This window comes from Ruminiclostridium hungatei (genome assembly GCF_002051585.1).
GTDB classification, from domain to species: domain Bacteria; phylum Bacillota; class Clostridia; order Acetivibrionales; family DSM-1351; genus Ruminiclostridium; species Ruminiclostridium hungatei.
In genome coordinates this window covers 33,027-47,648 of sequence record NZ_MZGX01000005.1, presented here as the reverse complement: position 1 = coordinate 47,648, position 14,622 = coordinate 33,027, and the positions used below count along the sequence as shown (strand labels likewise).

Annotated in this window: 11 protein-coding genes; all 11 read right to left on the bottom strand. The window is 43.4% G+C overall.

The genetic code is table 11. The features are described from left to right. Nucleotides 1–320 precede the first annotated feature (320 nt). The 11 genes from CLHUN_RS04915 to CLHUN_RS04865 all read right to left on the bottom strand — a co-directional run bounded on the left by CLHUN_RS04915 (nucleotide 321) and on the right by CLHUN_RS04865 (nucleotide 14,556). Nucleotides 321–1,436 carry a TolB family protein gene (locus tag CLHUN_RS04915; RefSeq protein WP_080063458.1) on the bottom strand — a complete coding sequence of 372 codons (1,116 nt, stop codon included), beginning with the start codon at nucleotides 1,434–1,436 and terminating at the stop codon, nucleotides 321–323. Between the two features lie 100 nt (nucleotides 1,437–1,536). Next, nucleotides 1,537–2,994, bottom strand: coding sequence for a sensor histidine kinase (locus CLHUN_RS04910; protein WP_080063457.1), 1,458 nt, complete (start codon nucleotides 2,992–2,994; stop codon nucleotides 1,537–1,539). Then, nucleotides 2,984–3,679: a response regulator transcription factor gene (locus CLHUN_RS04905; RefSeq protein ID WP_080063456.1), complete on the bottom strand. Its 696-nt coding sequence runs from the start codon at nucleotides 3,677–3,679 to the stop codon at nucleotides 2,984–2,986. Before CLHUN_RS04905 ends, CLHUN_RS04910 begins: the two co-directional genes overlap by 11 nt. 209 nt (nucleotides 3,680–3,888) lie before the next feature. Continuing rightward, nucleotides 3,889–5,616 carry an AMP-dependent synthetase/ligase gene (locus CLHUN_RS04900; RefSeq protein WP_080063455.1) on the bottom strand — a complete coding sequence of 576 codons (1,728 nt, stop codon included), beginning with the start codon at nucleotides 5,614–5,616 and terminating at the stop codon, nucleotides 3,889–3,891. Nucleotides 5,617–5,950: 334 nt separating this feature from the next. Beyond that, the gene (locus CLHUN_RS04895; RefSeq protein WP_080063454.1) at nucleotides 5,951–6,916 is read right to left on the bottom strand and encodes a carbohydrate kinase family protein; all 966 of its coding nucleotides are present in this window, start codon (nucleotides 6,914–6,916) and stop codon (nucleotides 5,951–5,953) included. A gap of 41 nt (nucleotides 6,917–6,957) precedes the next feature. Next, nucleotides 6,958–7,971: a zinc-dependent alcohol dehydrogenase family protein gene (locus CLHUN_RS04890; RefSeq protein ID WP_080063453.1), complete on the bottom strand. Its 1,014-nt coding sequence runs from the start codon at nucleotides 7,969–7,971 to the stop codon at nucleotides 6,958–6,960. Nucleotides 7,972–7,999: 28 nt separating this feature from the next. Beyond that, nucleotides 8,000–8,992: an FAD-dependent oxidoreductase gene (locus CLHUN_RS04885; RefSeq protein WP_080063452.1), complete on the bottom strand. Its 993-nt coding sequence runs from the start codon at nucleotides 8,990–8,992 to the stop codon at nucleotides 8,000–8,002. A 46-nt stretch (nucleotides 8,993–9,038) separates the two neighbouring features. Then, nucleotides 9,039–10,562, bottom strand: a complete 1,524-nt coding sequence (locus tag CLHUN_RS04880) for an FGGY-family carbohydrate kinase (protein ID WP_080063451.1) — start codon at nucleotides 10,560–10,562, stop codon at nucleotides 9,039–9,041. 98 nt (nucleotides 10,563–10,660) lie between these two features. Further along, the gene (locus CLHUN_RS04875) at nucleotides 10,661–11,740 is read right to left on the bottom strand and encodes an alcohol dehydrogenase catalytic domain-containing protein (protein ID WP_080063450.1); all 1,080 of its coding nucleotides are present in this window, start codon (nucleotides 11,738–11,740) and stop codon (nucleotides 10,661–10,663) included. 130 nt (nucleotides 11,741–11,870) lie between these two features. Further along, nucleotides 11,871–13,166 (bottom strand): FAD-dependent oxidoreductase, encoded by a 1,296-nt coding sequence (locus tag CLHUN_RS04870; protein WP_080063449.1) that lies wholly within the window; start codon nucleotides 13,164–13,166, stop codon nucleotides 11,871–11,873. 82 nt (nucleotides 13,167–13,248) lie between these two features. Beyond that, nucleotides 13,249–14,556, bottom strand: coding sequence for an FAD-dependent oxidoreductase (locus CLHUN_RS04865; protein ID WP_080063448.1), 1,308 nt, complete (start codon nucleotides 14,554–14,556; stop codon nucleotides 13,249–13,251). Between the last annotated feature and the right edge of the window lie 66 nt (nucleotides 14,557–14,622).

Sequence of the window (14,622 nt, the reverse complement as noted above, 5' to 3'; positions counted from 1 at the left end):
TACCTAAAGTCCGATGCCCCACCCAGTGTAAACATAATGGAAAATTTAATATAGGCAGATTAATATTAATAATGGGAAAACATTATTGACTTTTCTTTAAATATGATATATTATTCGATAAAAATTCCCATTTTCCTCCATATCTTCATAAAATAATGTTTCAACTAGATTTATGCTGCTTAACACTTCTCAACGTACGCAGTACTCAACTTTTTTAAATATAAAAGACTTCCATGCACAACTTTTATAGTCTTATGCATGGAAGTCAAAGGTGTTTGCTGAATCGGATATCAAACCCTGGTTTACTCCTTATTGCTGAGCTATTTTTGCAAGGAATACTCCAAATGAACAATACTGCTGTTGTACTGTTTTCCATCCCACCGGGCATAGGCAAGGTCTTTTCCTGAAGGACTCCAGCAGGTAGCTGCATTCTCAATATCCACCGCTATTCTGGTAGACTTTCCGGTTAAAACGTCATAGACGTACAAATCGGCAACCGAAGTGCTGTTTCCGTCCTCCTTCATGCTATAGGCAAGCATCCGCTGGTCAGGAGACCATGCTACTCCGCCAAGCTCCACACCCCCGGCTATGGTTTTAACACTGCTCCCAGCACTGTCGCAGAGTATGAGAAGCTGCTGCGAGCCGTTTTGCTGCAAAACCAGCAGCTGATTTTCATCAGGAGCGGGATATACTCCCAGCACATTTGTCAGACCAAGCTTTACCGTTTCCTTTGTTGACAGGTTTAAAGCCATGAGGGTGCCGTCCTCGGTGGTATTGTAATATACGGTGTTTTTCAGCTTCTCAACTATAAATATATTTTTTTCCTCCAGTTCCTTTATAGCTGTAATCCTTCCGTCAATACCGGCAATATAGGCACCCTGCATATAGCCCGCTCCCACCACGGCAGCCTTATCCGCCCACTTTGCACTTCCGGCATTTCCAATAGGCTCACCTGAAATACCAAAGCTTTTCAGGTTCTCAAGATTGAGTACATAGTAAGATGGATCTCCCAGGCTGTTACCGTAGTATAACAGGTTTTTCCCGTCAGGTGACAGTTTTGCCCCGCCCAGATTAAGTTTTTGCTCTGCTTTTAACAGCTTGTATTCCCTGGTATTAAGATTATACAGATACAGGCTTCTTGGGTAAGTATCCGCCAATTCCTTCAGGCTCATTTTTCCCAAGGACTCATTTTCCTTTGAAACAATCACTGTTTCCGAATCCAGCCAATCGGAGATTTCCAGCTTCTCATAGTTATCAATACTGACTATGGAGACATCAGGCTTTCCTGCCTCATTACCCTTGTTGTCAATAATAGTTATGGAGCCTCCGGGTTTCTTAATGGTTTCCTTGTCTTTTTCACCTGCCGCACTGCAGCCGGTAATAGTTATTAATAAAGTCAGCGCACATATTACTTTTGTTATTTGTGTCTTCTTCATTTAGCACCACCTCCTTGACATAAATCTTATCAAGAGTTTGTTTCCGCACGATATACAATTATAGCTATACGGTAAACAATTGTATCTAAAATGTAAACATTTAATTCGGTATGGCCGGAAAGGTGATTCTGAAGCTGGTGCCTTCCGCTCCGGTACTCAGCAAGCTGACGGTGCCACCCATCAGTTCTGCATGCTTTCTGGCGATTGACAACCCTAATCCGGCTCCGCCGTTCTCTCTGGCCCTGTTTTTATCCACCGTGTAAAAGGGCTCAAACACCTTATGAATCACTTCCTTTGGAATACCAATACCCGTGTCGGATATTTCAATATGCGCCTTATGCGATGATATATAGGATTTAACAAAAATTGTTCCCTTGGGTTTATTGTATTTAATGGCGTTATCCAGCAGGTTTATCAGTACTATTGTCAAACTGTCCCTGTCACCTTCCATATGGGCTTCCTCCAGTTCGGCGGCAAGGCTTATGCCAAACTTGTCCATCCTGCCCTTCAAGCTGTTCAGCACAGATTCCAATACCTGCCTGACCGCCAGTTTTTCAAACTTCAGTTCAAAATCATACTTTTCCAGGGCAGCTAGCTGCAAGACCTTGTCCACCATTTCATATAAGCGCTCTGTTTCGCTTTTAATACTGACAATAGAGGTTTGCAGAAGCTTTTCATCGTCCGGATACATTTCCAGCAAGTCTATATATGCTTTTATTGAGGTCAATGGCGTTTTAAATTCGTGGGTTACGTTGCCAATGAACTGTTTCTGCTGTTTATCAAGCCGGGATAATTTGTCCACGGCAAGCTCCAGTTTATCCTGTTCGGCTTCCATCCCCTGTATGGTTCTCATTATCTGCCCGCTCATTGCATGAATTCCCTGACTTAATTTACCGATTTCATCCCTCCGTTTTAAGACGGTAGTTTCATAATGACCTTCACGTATCCTGTCCACCATCCTATCCAGTTTTATTATTCCGGCGGCAAAGGAATTAAAGTATAAATTGCCCAGAAAGAAGCTCAGAATAAACAAACCCGCCCCTATATAGATCAACAACTGCCGGATATGGTTATAAAAGGCCTGATGCTCCAACAGGGAATAATAAAATTGTACGACGCCCACCTGTTCATTTCCTATCAGCAGGGGGGACAGGTAGTACAGAGAATCTCCCTCCGTCAGATATGCTGTTTTATTGTTCAGCGCGTAGGCCAAGGTTTCCTTTATGTTGTCCGACTCAGTATCAGTCACCTTTTTACTGACCAGCTCTCCCTGCCTGTCGTATAAAACCAGAGGCAGTCCGCTGACTAATTCCAATTGCTCCGCAAACCTCCGGCCCTTTTCCTCCAGAAAGGTCTGGGGCATCTTGTTTTCTTCTGACAGGATACTCTGAATAAAATACGTATTTGCAGTCTTTGCCTGCCGGGCTAAATACTGTTCGTACTGCTTTTGCTGGTTGCTTTTTATTCCCTGTAATACCAGCAGGCTTAAAAAGAAAACGAACAGAAGCAGCAAGACAGCCAGGAAAAGGCTGAATTTTATTTTTATGCTAATTTTCACTTCCGCCTCCCAGTGCTTTATAGCCAATGCCGTAAACAGTCTGTATCACATCGTCAAATTCCCCGCCAAGCTTCTTCCTCACCCGCTGTACATGGATATCCACAGTGCGCGTACCTCCGATATAGTTCATCCCCCATATGAGATCCAGAAGCTGCTCCCTTGTATACACCCGTTCAGGATGCGACAATAACAGAGCCAGCAGGTCATATTCCTTTGGTGTCAGCTCCAGAGGCCTGTCTCCGGCAAAAGCTGTCCTTTTGCCTGTATGAAGTGCAATTCCTCCCAGAATAACCTCTGCGGACTCCTTATTTCCTTCCTCCTTCTGCAGCCTGCGGAGCAGGGATTTCAAACGGGCAAGCAATTCCCGCATATCAAAAGGCTTGGTTATATAGTCATCCGCCCCCAGCTCAAGTCCCAGTATCTTATTGACAATATCCTCCTTTGCCGTCACCATGATAACTCCTATCCGCCCTTTATCCTGAAGCTTCTTAAGAATTTCATAGCCGTCCAGACCAGGAAGCATGACATCCAAAATAACGGCATCGGGAAGAAATTCCGCCAGCTTTTGCATGGCGCCATCCCCGCGATAAACAGCCTCGGCAATATAGCCTTCCCTTCTCAGGGCGTATGTAATTGCGTCCGCTATATTTTTTTCATCCTCTATTACCAGAACTTTCTCCTTCATTGTATGGTCTCTCCTTCCCGTGGAAAAGAAACTTTATACATTCTTGCCAGGGAGTGGTGCTGCCAATCTCCTATACTGCCGAGCAACCTTAGTCTTCTGTAATATACTTAATATCCCCCAAGCGATATATCTCAATAATGCATTCTTTGATTTCTCCAGCTTTATATATGCCCGAAAAAATTTGATTGATTGCAGCCATCCATAAGCTTTTATTGAGTAAGATTTCCTTGTGCTTCTTCTACATATCTCTTTATCTTATGAGTAGTTGTTCTTATAAACTCACTTTCCCTTACGGAGAATTCCTTTATATGCTTATATAACGGCATTTTCCTATTTGCTGTTATTACAATGTCCTTTAAAATCTTCGTTAATTCATCTTTTGATATGCTTATTTCATTAAATTTTTGAACAATAGCTTCTATGTTAGGAAGAATTTGAGCACAAACAACTGTATCCCCGGAGCTTTCTTCATATTTACCCCAGACAAAGGAATCCTGAACCAAAGGGTTGGAATTAATATAGCTTTCAACCTCTTCAGGGAAAATCTTTTTTCCGTTTTTAGTAACAATGACATTTTTAAGCCTGCCTGTTATATACAAAAAGCCTTTTCTATCCGTGTATCCCAGGTCCCCTGTATAAAACCAACCATTGTTCAAGCTTTTTTGTGTTGCTTTTTCATTTTTGAAGTAGCCCAGCATTACATTTTTGCCTTTAACCAGGATTTCTCCCACTCCTTTTTTATCAGGGTTCAAAATTTTGATTTCAACCCCAGGTATCGGTCTTCCGCAGGATTTATCCATAAAGCTGTTATCTCTATTACCGGTTACTAATGGAGAACATTCTGTTAATCCATAGCCCTGCAGGACATGAATTCCAATTTTTCTGAAGAATTTTGATACTTTTGGATCCACAGAGGCTGCACCAACAATAATGAGCCTCATCTCTCCTCCGAACCCTTCATGTATTTCCTTGAATACTTTCCTGCGCAGGTCTATGCCAAACAATTGCGCTAAAAAATTGGTAAGATATACAGCAAGATAAAACTTAAGTTTACCCGCTCTTCTCTTTTTAAGTTTGCTCTGTACCTTTTTATATATATTTTCAAGCAGCAAGGGTACAGTAATCATTATGGTAGGTTTAACATTCTTTAAGTTTTTTGTTAGGTTCCTTAAGCTGTCATTAAAGGAAATGGCCGCTCCGCTGTATATAAAAGCCAGAAAGCCCAGTGTACATTCATATGTGTGATGCAACGGCAATATGGATAATGAACTGTCCTGGCTGTCAACGTAAACTGTAGAGCATACCGCCATTATATTCGAGCATATATTCCCATGAGAAAGCATAACCCCTTTTGCTATATCTGTAGTTCCTGAAGTAAAAATCAATATCCTTCCGGCGTCCGGATCAACTTCCGCAGAAGCAAAGCTGTTGTCACCGGCTTTCACAAGTTGTTTTCCCGTTTGTAATATTTGCTGAAATGAAAGAATACCATCCTCATTAATTTCCGAATCCATATCTATATAATACTTTACAGCAGGAATACCGCTCTTTAGCATTTTCACCTGATCCCGATGCTTACTTGAAAAAATTATGGCAGCAGCTTCTGATCTTTGGAGAAGATTTTTAATCTCTTCTTGAGGCAGTTCTTTATCTAAAGGTACAACTGTTCCTACACCATTAACCACTGATAGATATGAGAGACACCACTCATACCGGTTTTCTCCCAAAACAGCAATTGAACAACCGTTAAGACCGAGTTTCAGCAATGCAGTACCAAAGGCTTCAATATCTTCACCAAATTGTCCGTAGCTTATTGAATCATAATCATCATTTTTTCCTTTAATTAAAAATGCTGCTTTGTTCCTGTATAAGCTGCAGCTTTGTTCCATGAGATCTTTTAAATCAGTAACCTTACCGATACTGTATAATTTGTCCATATTTACCTTCCTCGGCTCTTTAGTTTTTTATTTTCTGTAAACTGTATCTTTAGTCATAATAAAAAATGATGTGACTTCTGATTAACACCAATTTCATCACACCTTTGGCATATATAATAATATCTTATCATCAATTCAATATATCTTATAGACATTTTTTCAGTTTCCAATAAATGTCTAAACTTCAAATTTATAAGGACAGCCAACTTTATTTAAAAGTTACGGCTGTCCTCATAGTATCTGACATCAAATTACAGTCTTTATTTTATATTTTAATTCTGCAAAAGCTTAAATCAATAAATTCATCTTGCAGCAGCCTGAGCAGGGTCATTGCCTACTTGCCGTTGATTTCTTCAAAAGCCGCCCTGACTTTAGCAAAATCAGGGATTGAAGGTATTGCACCTTTTTTCTCAGTACTCATTGCAGCAGCAATATTTGCCGTCAGCACAATTTCAGAAAGCCTTTCTTCTGAAATCCTGTCAAAATTTGCACCATTGCTTAAAAATCCGAATATAAGGGTTCCCCAAAAATTATCTCCTGCACCTGTTGTGTCCACAACAGCAGCCGGATACTCCGGAAAAGCACCCATATACTTATCCGTAGCGTATGCACAGCCTTGAGGCCCCATTGTTATGGCTGCAAAGCTCAGCTCATACTTAAGGAGTTCCTTCAAACAATCCTCAGGCCGTGTTTTGCCTGTAACCATTTGTGCTTCCTCCAGAGAAAGCTTGGCAATGTCAGCATACCTTAGCCCGGATTTCATTGCTGTTATTGCACTGTCCGCATCCCCCCATAGAGGTGCCCTGTAATTTGGGTCAAAGGATATTATTTTCCCACATGCCTTAGCATATTCAACAGCTTTTATTGTTGCGGAAAGTGAAGGCTCATGGGTCATTGATAATGTTCCGAAATGAAATATCCTGCAAGCCTTGATAAGTTCCAAATCAATTTCCTTTTCAAAAAGACACGTATCAGCACCATGATTTCTATAGAAACTAAAGCTTCTGTCCCCCTTGTCATCCAGGGTAACAAATGCCAGGGTGGTATTATGCTTTGGATCTGAAACAAGATTTCGGCAATCAATTGAAAGGTCTGAAAGCTGTTTCCTTAAAAATTCTCCAAACACATCGTTTCCCACCTTGCCAATAAAAGCACACTTTATTCCAAATTTAGACAACACGGCTAACACATTGGCCGGAGCCCCTCCGGGATTCTGTTCAAAGCGCTTGACCAAAGCATCGTTGGAACGAATCTGTGTAAAATCTATAAGAAGCTCGCCAAGAGCTACAACGTCAATCATGCTTCACCCGACCCTTCAATAATTAATATTTTTTAGTTAAACTAATACCCTTCAATTCCATTGGGGTAGAAGACCGTTTTAAGGCCTGAGTTGCCGGATACTATGTCCTCAAAAAGTTCAGGTGCCTCCTCCAATAACAGCTTCTTATCAACAAGGTCTATCAAATTGATCTTACCGCTTTTTGCAAGTGCAACTGCTTTTCCAAAGGTTTTTTTAAGTGCAAAGCTTCCACAAAGCTTCAGTTCACGCTTAAACACTTCATATGGATTTATTGTTATTGAACTGTTGTCAGGGCATACACCAAAGAAGAGTATCGTACCCGAGTCCTTTACATATTTTATTTCACCCTCTATGACTCTCGGTACACCGGTACAATCAATAACAACCTCAAAGGAATTAACCAGTCCAAGCTTTTCAAATTCTGCCGGTGTGTAGGTATGGTCTGCCCCGAGTTTTTTTGCCAGGGCGAGCTTATCCTCAAAAAGGTCCACGACAGTAACGCTTGCAGCTCCATTTATTCCTGCCAGTTGTACATGCATAAGGCCTATGGGTCCTGCACCGAATATAAGCACAGAAGCTCCTAAGGGTATACCTGCCTTTTCCTGTCCATAAACCACACAGGATAAAGGTTCCACCATGGAGGCCTCAGTGAAGGTCAGCCCCGAAACATCAAATACACAGCGCTCCGGTACAGTTAAATACTGGGCAAAGGCGCCATGTCTTTTGACACCGACAACATCCATGTCCAGGCAAAAATTCTGACGATTTTCCTTACAAGAATCACATGCTTCACAGAATATGTTCGGGTCTGCAGCAACCTGCTGTCCAACCTTGAACTTTGTGACCTTTTCCCCAATACCCGCTACGACACCGGAAAATTCATGACCTGGAATTCTGGGATAGCTTCCGAAATATTCACCCTTGTATATGTGCACGTCTGTACCGCAAACACCCGCGGCCTTTACCTCAAGAAGTATCTCATCCTCAGCCGGAACAGGTATTTCTGTATCTCTTACTATACCCTCTCGGGGTTTTTCAATAAAAAACGCTTTCATAATAAAATCACCTTTCTCCTTTTTATTCTCAAGCCTCCAGCTTAACCCCAAGATCAATAAGCCTGTCACGAACCAATGCCGGGGATAAGTCTCTTGGAGCAATATTGCTTTTTGCTGCCAACGCTGCTGCTATACCGGTTCCCTGCCCCATTGCCATGCATATTGTCATAACCCTGTAGGAGGCATGGGCTCTGTGCGTTCCGGATATGCATCTTCCTGCCAGTATTAAATTTTCTGTTTTAAGAGGTATAAAGCATCTATAAGGTATGTCGTAAGGTTTTACCTCTTCCGGCACTCCTTCTGCCTGGCCTTCGCCCTCAGGATTGTGAATGTCTGCGATAAAATTGGCATTATGCACAATTGCATCATCAAACTTTTTACCTGCAGCCAAATCCTCATCTTTAAGCACATATTCTCCAATAAATCTGCGTGTTTCACATACTCCAAGCGTTTCTGCCATCCTGCTTTCCTGTGTAGTATTAACACGTCTTTCTCTTGGAGTTACCGTACGATGCAAGCAAACCGATTGTGCCCCGGAGAAAAATGCCACATCCCCATCTCCCGTGGCATCAACCGTCACTTCCGCAGCAAGTGCATACATGCCCCGTTTGCCGGTGATAACAACTCCCCGTACTCTGTTGTCCTCCATAATTACATCCGATACAGGCGATTGAAGATAAACTTCAACACCTGCGTCATTTACGAAGTTTGTCAGCGCATGCCTTGCTCTTTCGGCATCATGAGCCAGTCCAACCACGCCAGGCATATGGTTATGGGGGACTCCCAGAAGCCCCATCAGTTCATCACGCATACCACCGGGAGCAACCTCGCCCAGAATGGGTCCCGCATGTCCCGCCGTCATATTTCCGCCCAATACACCATTTCTTTCAACCAATGCAACCGATACACCCTCACGAGCAGCGGCAACTGCCGCACATATACCGGCTGGCCCGCCGCCGGCCACAATTACATCATAATGTTTTATGGCCGTTAAGTTCTTTGAATATTTTATTACTGGCATGATACCCCCCTTTACCGCCATCGCTTCTTATTTTCCACTTTCTTTATCATACCATGCCTGAAAGGGATTTCATGTCCTGCTTTAAATTCTCATAAATAGAGCGATACAGGGTATAGTACTGATCATACTTCTTTTTATTCTCAGGGTTTGGCATGATTTCTTTGTCTAATACCTGCCACCTCTTAACATCCTCATGGGTCAGCAGTCCGGTTCCTATTCCTGCCAGCATGACATCTCCCATATTGGCCTCTACATCATGAATAGGACATACCACAGGATAACCGGTTACATCTGCAAATATTTGTTTCCATAATCCTGATTTTGCTACTCCACCTGCCAGCAGAATATATTCCCCCAGCTTTTCTCCGGTACATTCCATGGCATGTCTCAGGGAATATGCAACAGCCTCCAAAAAGGCTCTATAAATATGTGCTTTTGTATGAGTGAGGGAAAGGCCTACAATTGTTCCTTTTGCATCAGAATCCCATACAGGACTCCTTTCCCCCATAAAATATGGCAATACCACCAGTCCTTCGCTTCCCGCCGGCAGATTTTCTGCTTTCTCATCCAGTATTTTATATGCATTGTGGCCACCTGATAGCTCTGCCGCAAGTTCCAACTCAGCAAATGTATTGCGGAACCATTTAATAATTGCTCCGGCTGTTGCTGCGCCGCTAAAATAATAAGACAGCTTTTTAGCATTATATAAATAAGGCCAAACTATCAGCCCCACACTTTTAACGGGCCTGTCTGAAATTAACGCAGCACACATGGAGGTTCCTATGGCAGCGGCATATACTCCCGGTTCAAAAACACCTAAACCTATATTGGCTGCTCCGCAGTCAATACCTCCCGCACACACCGGCAAGCCTTCATTAAGCCCCAATTCCTCTGCGGCCGGCTTAGTCAGGCCTCCCACAATATCTGTTGATTCAACAATGTTTTGAGGCATCATGGAATATGGTATTCCCACCTCTTCCATTAACTCCTTTGACCAGGTATGAGTATTCATATCAAAAATACCACCAATATTCCCGGCTGAAGAATAATCAATAGCCACCTTGCCTGTCAGCTTATATATTGCATAATCCTTTGGAGGCAGGAATAACTTAATCTTTGCCCAGCTTTCAGGCTCATTGTTTTTGATCCATAAAATTTTGGTAAAGCCATAATAAGGGTCTGCTCCATTATGGGTAATGCGCTTCAGCTTTTTTTCTCCGATATTATCCAGAACCCATTTTGTTTCTTCTGATGCCCTTCGGTCCATCCAGATCAAACACGGTCTAACGGGCTTCATGCTCTCATCCAGCGGTATTCCCGAGCCCCCATATAAACCACTGATACAGATGCCTTTAACATCATCCTTGTTCACTCCTGACTTTTTAACTGCGTTTATGATGGATTTTTTTGCAGCCTCTATCCATACGTCAGGCCATTGCTCTGCCCATAAGGGCTTGGGTGTCAGAACATCATATTCCTGTAAATCCTGGGATATGAGATTGCCGGCAGTATCCGTCATAATTGTTTTGGTTCCGGACGTCCCGATGTCTGTACCTAATAGATAGTTCATACCAATTCTCCCTTTATCTGTTTTAAAGTTGTTTTGAAAAAGCAGCAAAACTGGATTTTAAAGGATTGCAGTGCTACTTGAAATAGCTGGATTATTTTTTATTCAAAGGTAATAGCGACTTTTAAATCACCATGTTTTCCAGAAGCGTATTCAAAGGCCCTTTCCCATTCTTCAATCTTAAAAGTTTTTGAAACCAGACCATTGGTTTTCAAATTGCCATTCTGTATATTTTCAATTACAAATGGGTAGCAGTATGGGCTTAAGTGGGAGCCAAGTATATCCAGCTCCTTTCTGTCACCAATAATTGACCAGTCTACGGTGGTTGGTTCCCCAAATACGCTGAATTCCACAAAACGTCCTAATTTCCTTATCATGCTGAGCCCTTGGACAACACTGGACGGATGTCCTGTGGCTTCGATATAGATATCACAGCCATAACCCTCGGTCAGCTTCATAATCTCATCCGCCACATTAACCTTTGAGGGATTCCAAACTATATCCGCACCAAATTCTTTTGCTTTTTCCAATCGTGCATCAACCATATCGAGTACTATCAGTTTTTTAGGATTCTGCATTCTTGCATATGTGATCATACCGAGCCCAAGGGTTCCTGCACCGGAAATAACCACCGCATCGTCATTACGGATTTGTGCTCTGTCTACCGCATGTTTGGAGCAGCCATAAGGTTCAATCAACAGCGCAGCTTCCAGAGGCATTTCTTCCGGAACTCTGGAAATCACAGCCGTTTTAGGGAATCTTACATATTCAGCCATACCGCCGTTGTTACCTTTTTGGAAGCCAAAAATCGCATGGGGCTGGCACATCCAATATCTGCCCGTCTTGCAGAATTTACACTCTCCGCATGGAACAATCTGATCTGCTATGATTCTTTCTCCTATATGAAAATCCTTTACATTTCCGCCTACTTCAACGATATGTCCTAAAAATTCATGTCCCGGAATAAATGGTGGTTCTACCCATGCCGGTTGGTTATCATCACCCCAAAACATGGATGCTCCATGCTGGCACTTCAAATCTCCCGCGCATACACCGCAGCCTTCTGTTTTTATGATGATATCCTCAGGTCCGCATTCCGGTGCAGGATAATTCGCTTCAAAACGGTAATCCCCTTTCCCGTAGGCTACTAAAGCTTTCATTGTTTTTGGTACATTTTTCATAGTGCATCCCCCTTCGCTTCAAGTTTAAAGACGTTTACTAAATTGTTAAATCCTACTGCACATTTCTTTAAAGCCGTCCTCTCGTGTCCCGCATACTTATCTGTTAAATTAACCGGCATAACGGGTTGATTTAAACAATGGCGCCCTGCTGGATTAACCTTTTGACCAGAAGGTCAGTGTCCATTGCGCACATAGAACAATTATTCTGCAAATAAATGGCTGCGGCCGTGCCTGCCGCCTGTCCCATTGCCATACAGGTAGCCATAACTCGAAGCGAACCGAAGGCAGAGTTATCTGAACATACACAGCGTCCGGCAGTAATCAGGTTCTCACTGTTTACAGGGACAAGTATGCCGTAAGGTATATTGTATTCTTGCTTTAAACTGATGCAGTCCTGTTCGATGCTGTCGGGCTTGTGAATATCTATTACGTGAGTTCCCTTGGCAATAGTGTCCTTGAATGGCTTTGGACGGAGTATATCGTCTGCTTTCATCTCATACATTCCGATGATACGGTATGTTTCGCGTACTCCGGCCTGTGTTCCCGATTTTAAAAGCCAGCAATTCCTGAAGGCTGGAAAATTCTCCCGCATAATGTTTATTACCTTGAACAGATTTTCACGCAAAGTGCATTCAGCCTTTGTAAATTGCTCCGGAGAGCTTGCATCAGCGCTTTCACGCAACAAATTTATGGTAACTATGCCATCTCGAAAATGCCTGCTTATCCAGGGTCCGCCAAATATCGGCATCTCGCCTTTTTGGTTAAGCTCGCTTAATCTTCCTCGTATTTCAGCACTGATTGGCATTTTTTCATCTACGGCATCAGCGAATAAATCCTTGAGGGCATCAGTATCCACACCGCCAAGCTGAAACCACAGAGACGCTGGCTGCAGCTTGGTTTCCTTGGTAGTTTTAAAGCCCGCTGCCCGGACCAGATCAGCATCACCTGTACAGTCAATGGCAGCCTTGCATTCATATGCGACCCTCCCTGCTTTGTTCTGTACGATTACATGGCTGACCTTTCCATCACTCATAACGCAATCTGAAAAATAAGTATGATACAGCAGCGTAACACCGCTTTCAAGGAGTAATTGCTGAGCTGCCAGTTTGAATACCTCATCGTCAACGGGAACATTTCCGCTGTCAAGTGAAATGTCAGCCCCATTCAAAGCATTGGCCCGCTTCATAAGCTCGAAAGGGATTCCATCAATAATAAGCTTTTTCTTTTTCCTGAATATACTGATAGGAGTTACCAGGGCACTTGAGGCCATCCCTCCTACAAAGCCATAGCGTTCAATCAACAGTGTCCTTGCACCGTTCCTGGCTGCAGCAACCGCTGCAATAATACCCGAAGGTCCGCCTCCACATACGATTACATCGTAGCCGGCTATGACCGGCACTTTATTGTCTCTTTCATTAATATACATAGTTGCCTCCTATTTAACCTGCATGGCCTTTACCGTGCATGCACCTGCCAGGTTCCCCCGCCCATCAGAGGGGGTATTTAAATCAATCAAAAAGCTCCACTCCCCGTTCAATTAAAACCTTCTGTACTTCATGGAAATCCACCTCACGGGGTACTGTTTCCTTCTGTGCCGCAAGTGCAGCAGTTATACCGGCCGCCTCACCAATGGCCATACAGATTGACATGACTCTGTACGACGCATGTGCACGGTGCGTACCTGAAATACATCTGCCGGCGAGCACCAGACCATCCAGGCTTTTGGGAATCAGGCTGCCCAAGGGGATATCATAAGGTATTACCTCCTCCGGCACTCCCTCTGCCTGTGCACTGCCTGCGGGGTTGTGAATATCCACTATAAAGCTTGCCTTGTGAACAACAACATCTTCAAACCTGCGTCCTGTGCGAAGATCTGAGTCTTCAAGCATATATTGTCCTATAAAACGGCGGGTTTCACGAACTCCAAGGGTATTTGCCGTACTTTTTACAATACAATTCTGATAACCATCAACATACTTCCGCAAAAAATCAGTTACTTCATCAATTTGTGTACGCAAGTCTATCTCCGCTTTTTCCAAATCATCACTTGACAGTGCAGAAATACCGTTTGACTGCGTTGTGTTGATGACGCGTTCACCGGGAACAGCAGTGCGAAAGGAACGTACCGATGCCGCATTAGGGGGCAGATGGCCTTCCCTGCAAAGTCTGGTGGTGTAGTCAAGAAATCTTTCACCCTTGTAAGTAACGTGGTCAAGTTCACCTATACAAGTCAGTGCATCCTCTTCAACACCCTGTAAACGGAACATCAAAGTAACAGGCTGCAACAGGGAATCCCCTTCACGCCCCATTTCAAATTCGGCACCTGCAAAATATGCGGCATCGCCGTCACCAGAAGCATCAATAAAGGCTTTTGCCCGGATTACCTTCATACCTGTCTTTTGAGAGATGACAATACCTGTAAGGCTTTTCCCCTCTGTTATTGTATCGACGACAGGGGTTTGCAGGTATATCTTAACACCTGCTTCATGTGCAAAATCCATAAGCACGCGCTTTGCTTTTTCAAAGTCGTGTGTTTGCTGAGTGACACCCGTTTCGTCACTGTCCGGAACGCCCAGCCGTACAATAAGCTCATCCCGCAAGGTTCCTCTTGAAACGCTTCCCAGGATTGGTGCAACTGCACCATTCGTCAAGTTGCCGCCAAGGGTGCCGTAGCGCTCAATTATTGCAGTTTCAGCTCCCATCCGTGCTGCCGAAACAGCCGCACAAATACCGGCAGGCCCGGAGCCTATGACAACCACATCGTATTGTGCCTCTACCTGTAAAGCTTTCTGATATGCTACCGCTTCAAAACTCATGCCTGTATCCTCCTATGTTTGCAGGCATCAATGCAGATTTAATTTTGTGAAGCTGCACTGATGCTG

Bases quoted from the DNA above. Each gene is read 5' to 3' on its own strand.
- CLHUN_RS04915 (WP_080063458.1), bottom strand. From the start codon at position 1,436: ATGAAGAAGACACAAATAACAAAAGTAATATGTGCGCTGACTTTATTA.
- CLHUN_RS04905 (WP_080063456.1), bottom strand. From the start codon at position 3,679: ATGAAGGAGAAAGTTCTGGTAATAGAGGATGAAAAAAATATAGCGGAC.
- CLHUN_RS04900 (WP_080063455.1), bottom strand. From the start codon at position 5,616: ATGGACAAATTATACAGTATCGGTAAGGTTACTGATTTAAAAGATCTC.
- CLHUN_RS04895 (WP_080063454.1), bottom strand. From the start codon at position 6,916: ATGATTGACGTTGTAGCTCTTGGCGAGCTTCTTATAGATTTTACACAG.
- CLHUN_RS04890 (WP_080063453.1), bottom strand. From the start codon at position 7,971: ATGAAAGCGTTTTTTATTGAAAAACCCCGAGAGGGTATAGTAAGAGAT.
- CLHUN_RS04885 (WP_080063452.1), bottom strand. From the start codon at position 8,992: ATGCCAGTAATAAAATATTCAAAGAACTTAACGGCCATAAAACATTAT.
- CLHUN_RS04880 (WP_080063451.1), bottom strand. From the start codon at position 10,562: ATGAACTATCTATTAGGTACAGACATCGGGACGTCCGGAACCAAAACA.
- CLHUN_RS04875 (WP_080063450.1), bottom strand. From the start codon at position 11,740: ATGAAAAATGTACCAAAAACAATGAAAGCTTTAGTAGCCTACGGGAAA.
- CLHUN_RS04870 (WP_080063449.1), bottom strand. From the start codon at position 13,166: ATGTATATTAATGAAAGAGACAATAAAGTGCCGGTCATAGCCGGCTAC.
- CLHUN_RS04865 (WP_080063448.1), bottom strand. From the start codon at position 14,556: ATGAGTTTTGAAGCGGTAGCATATCAGAAAGCTTTACAGGTAGAGGCA.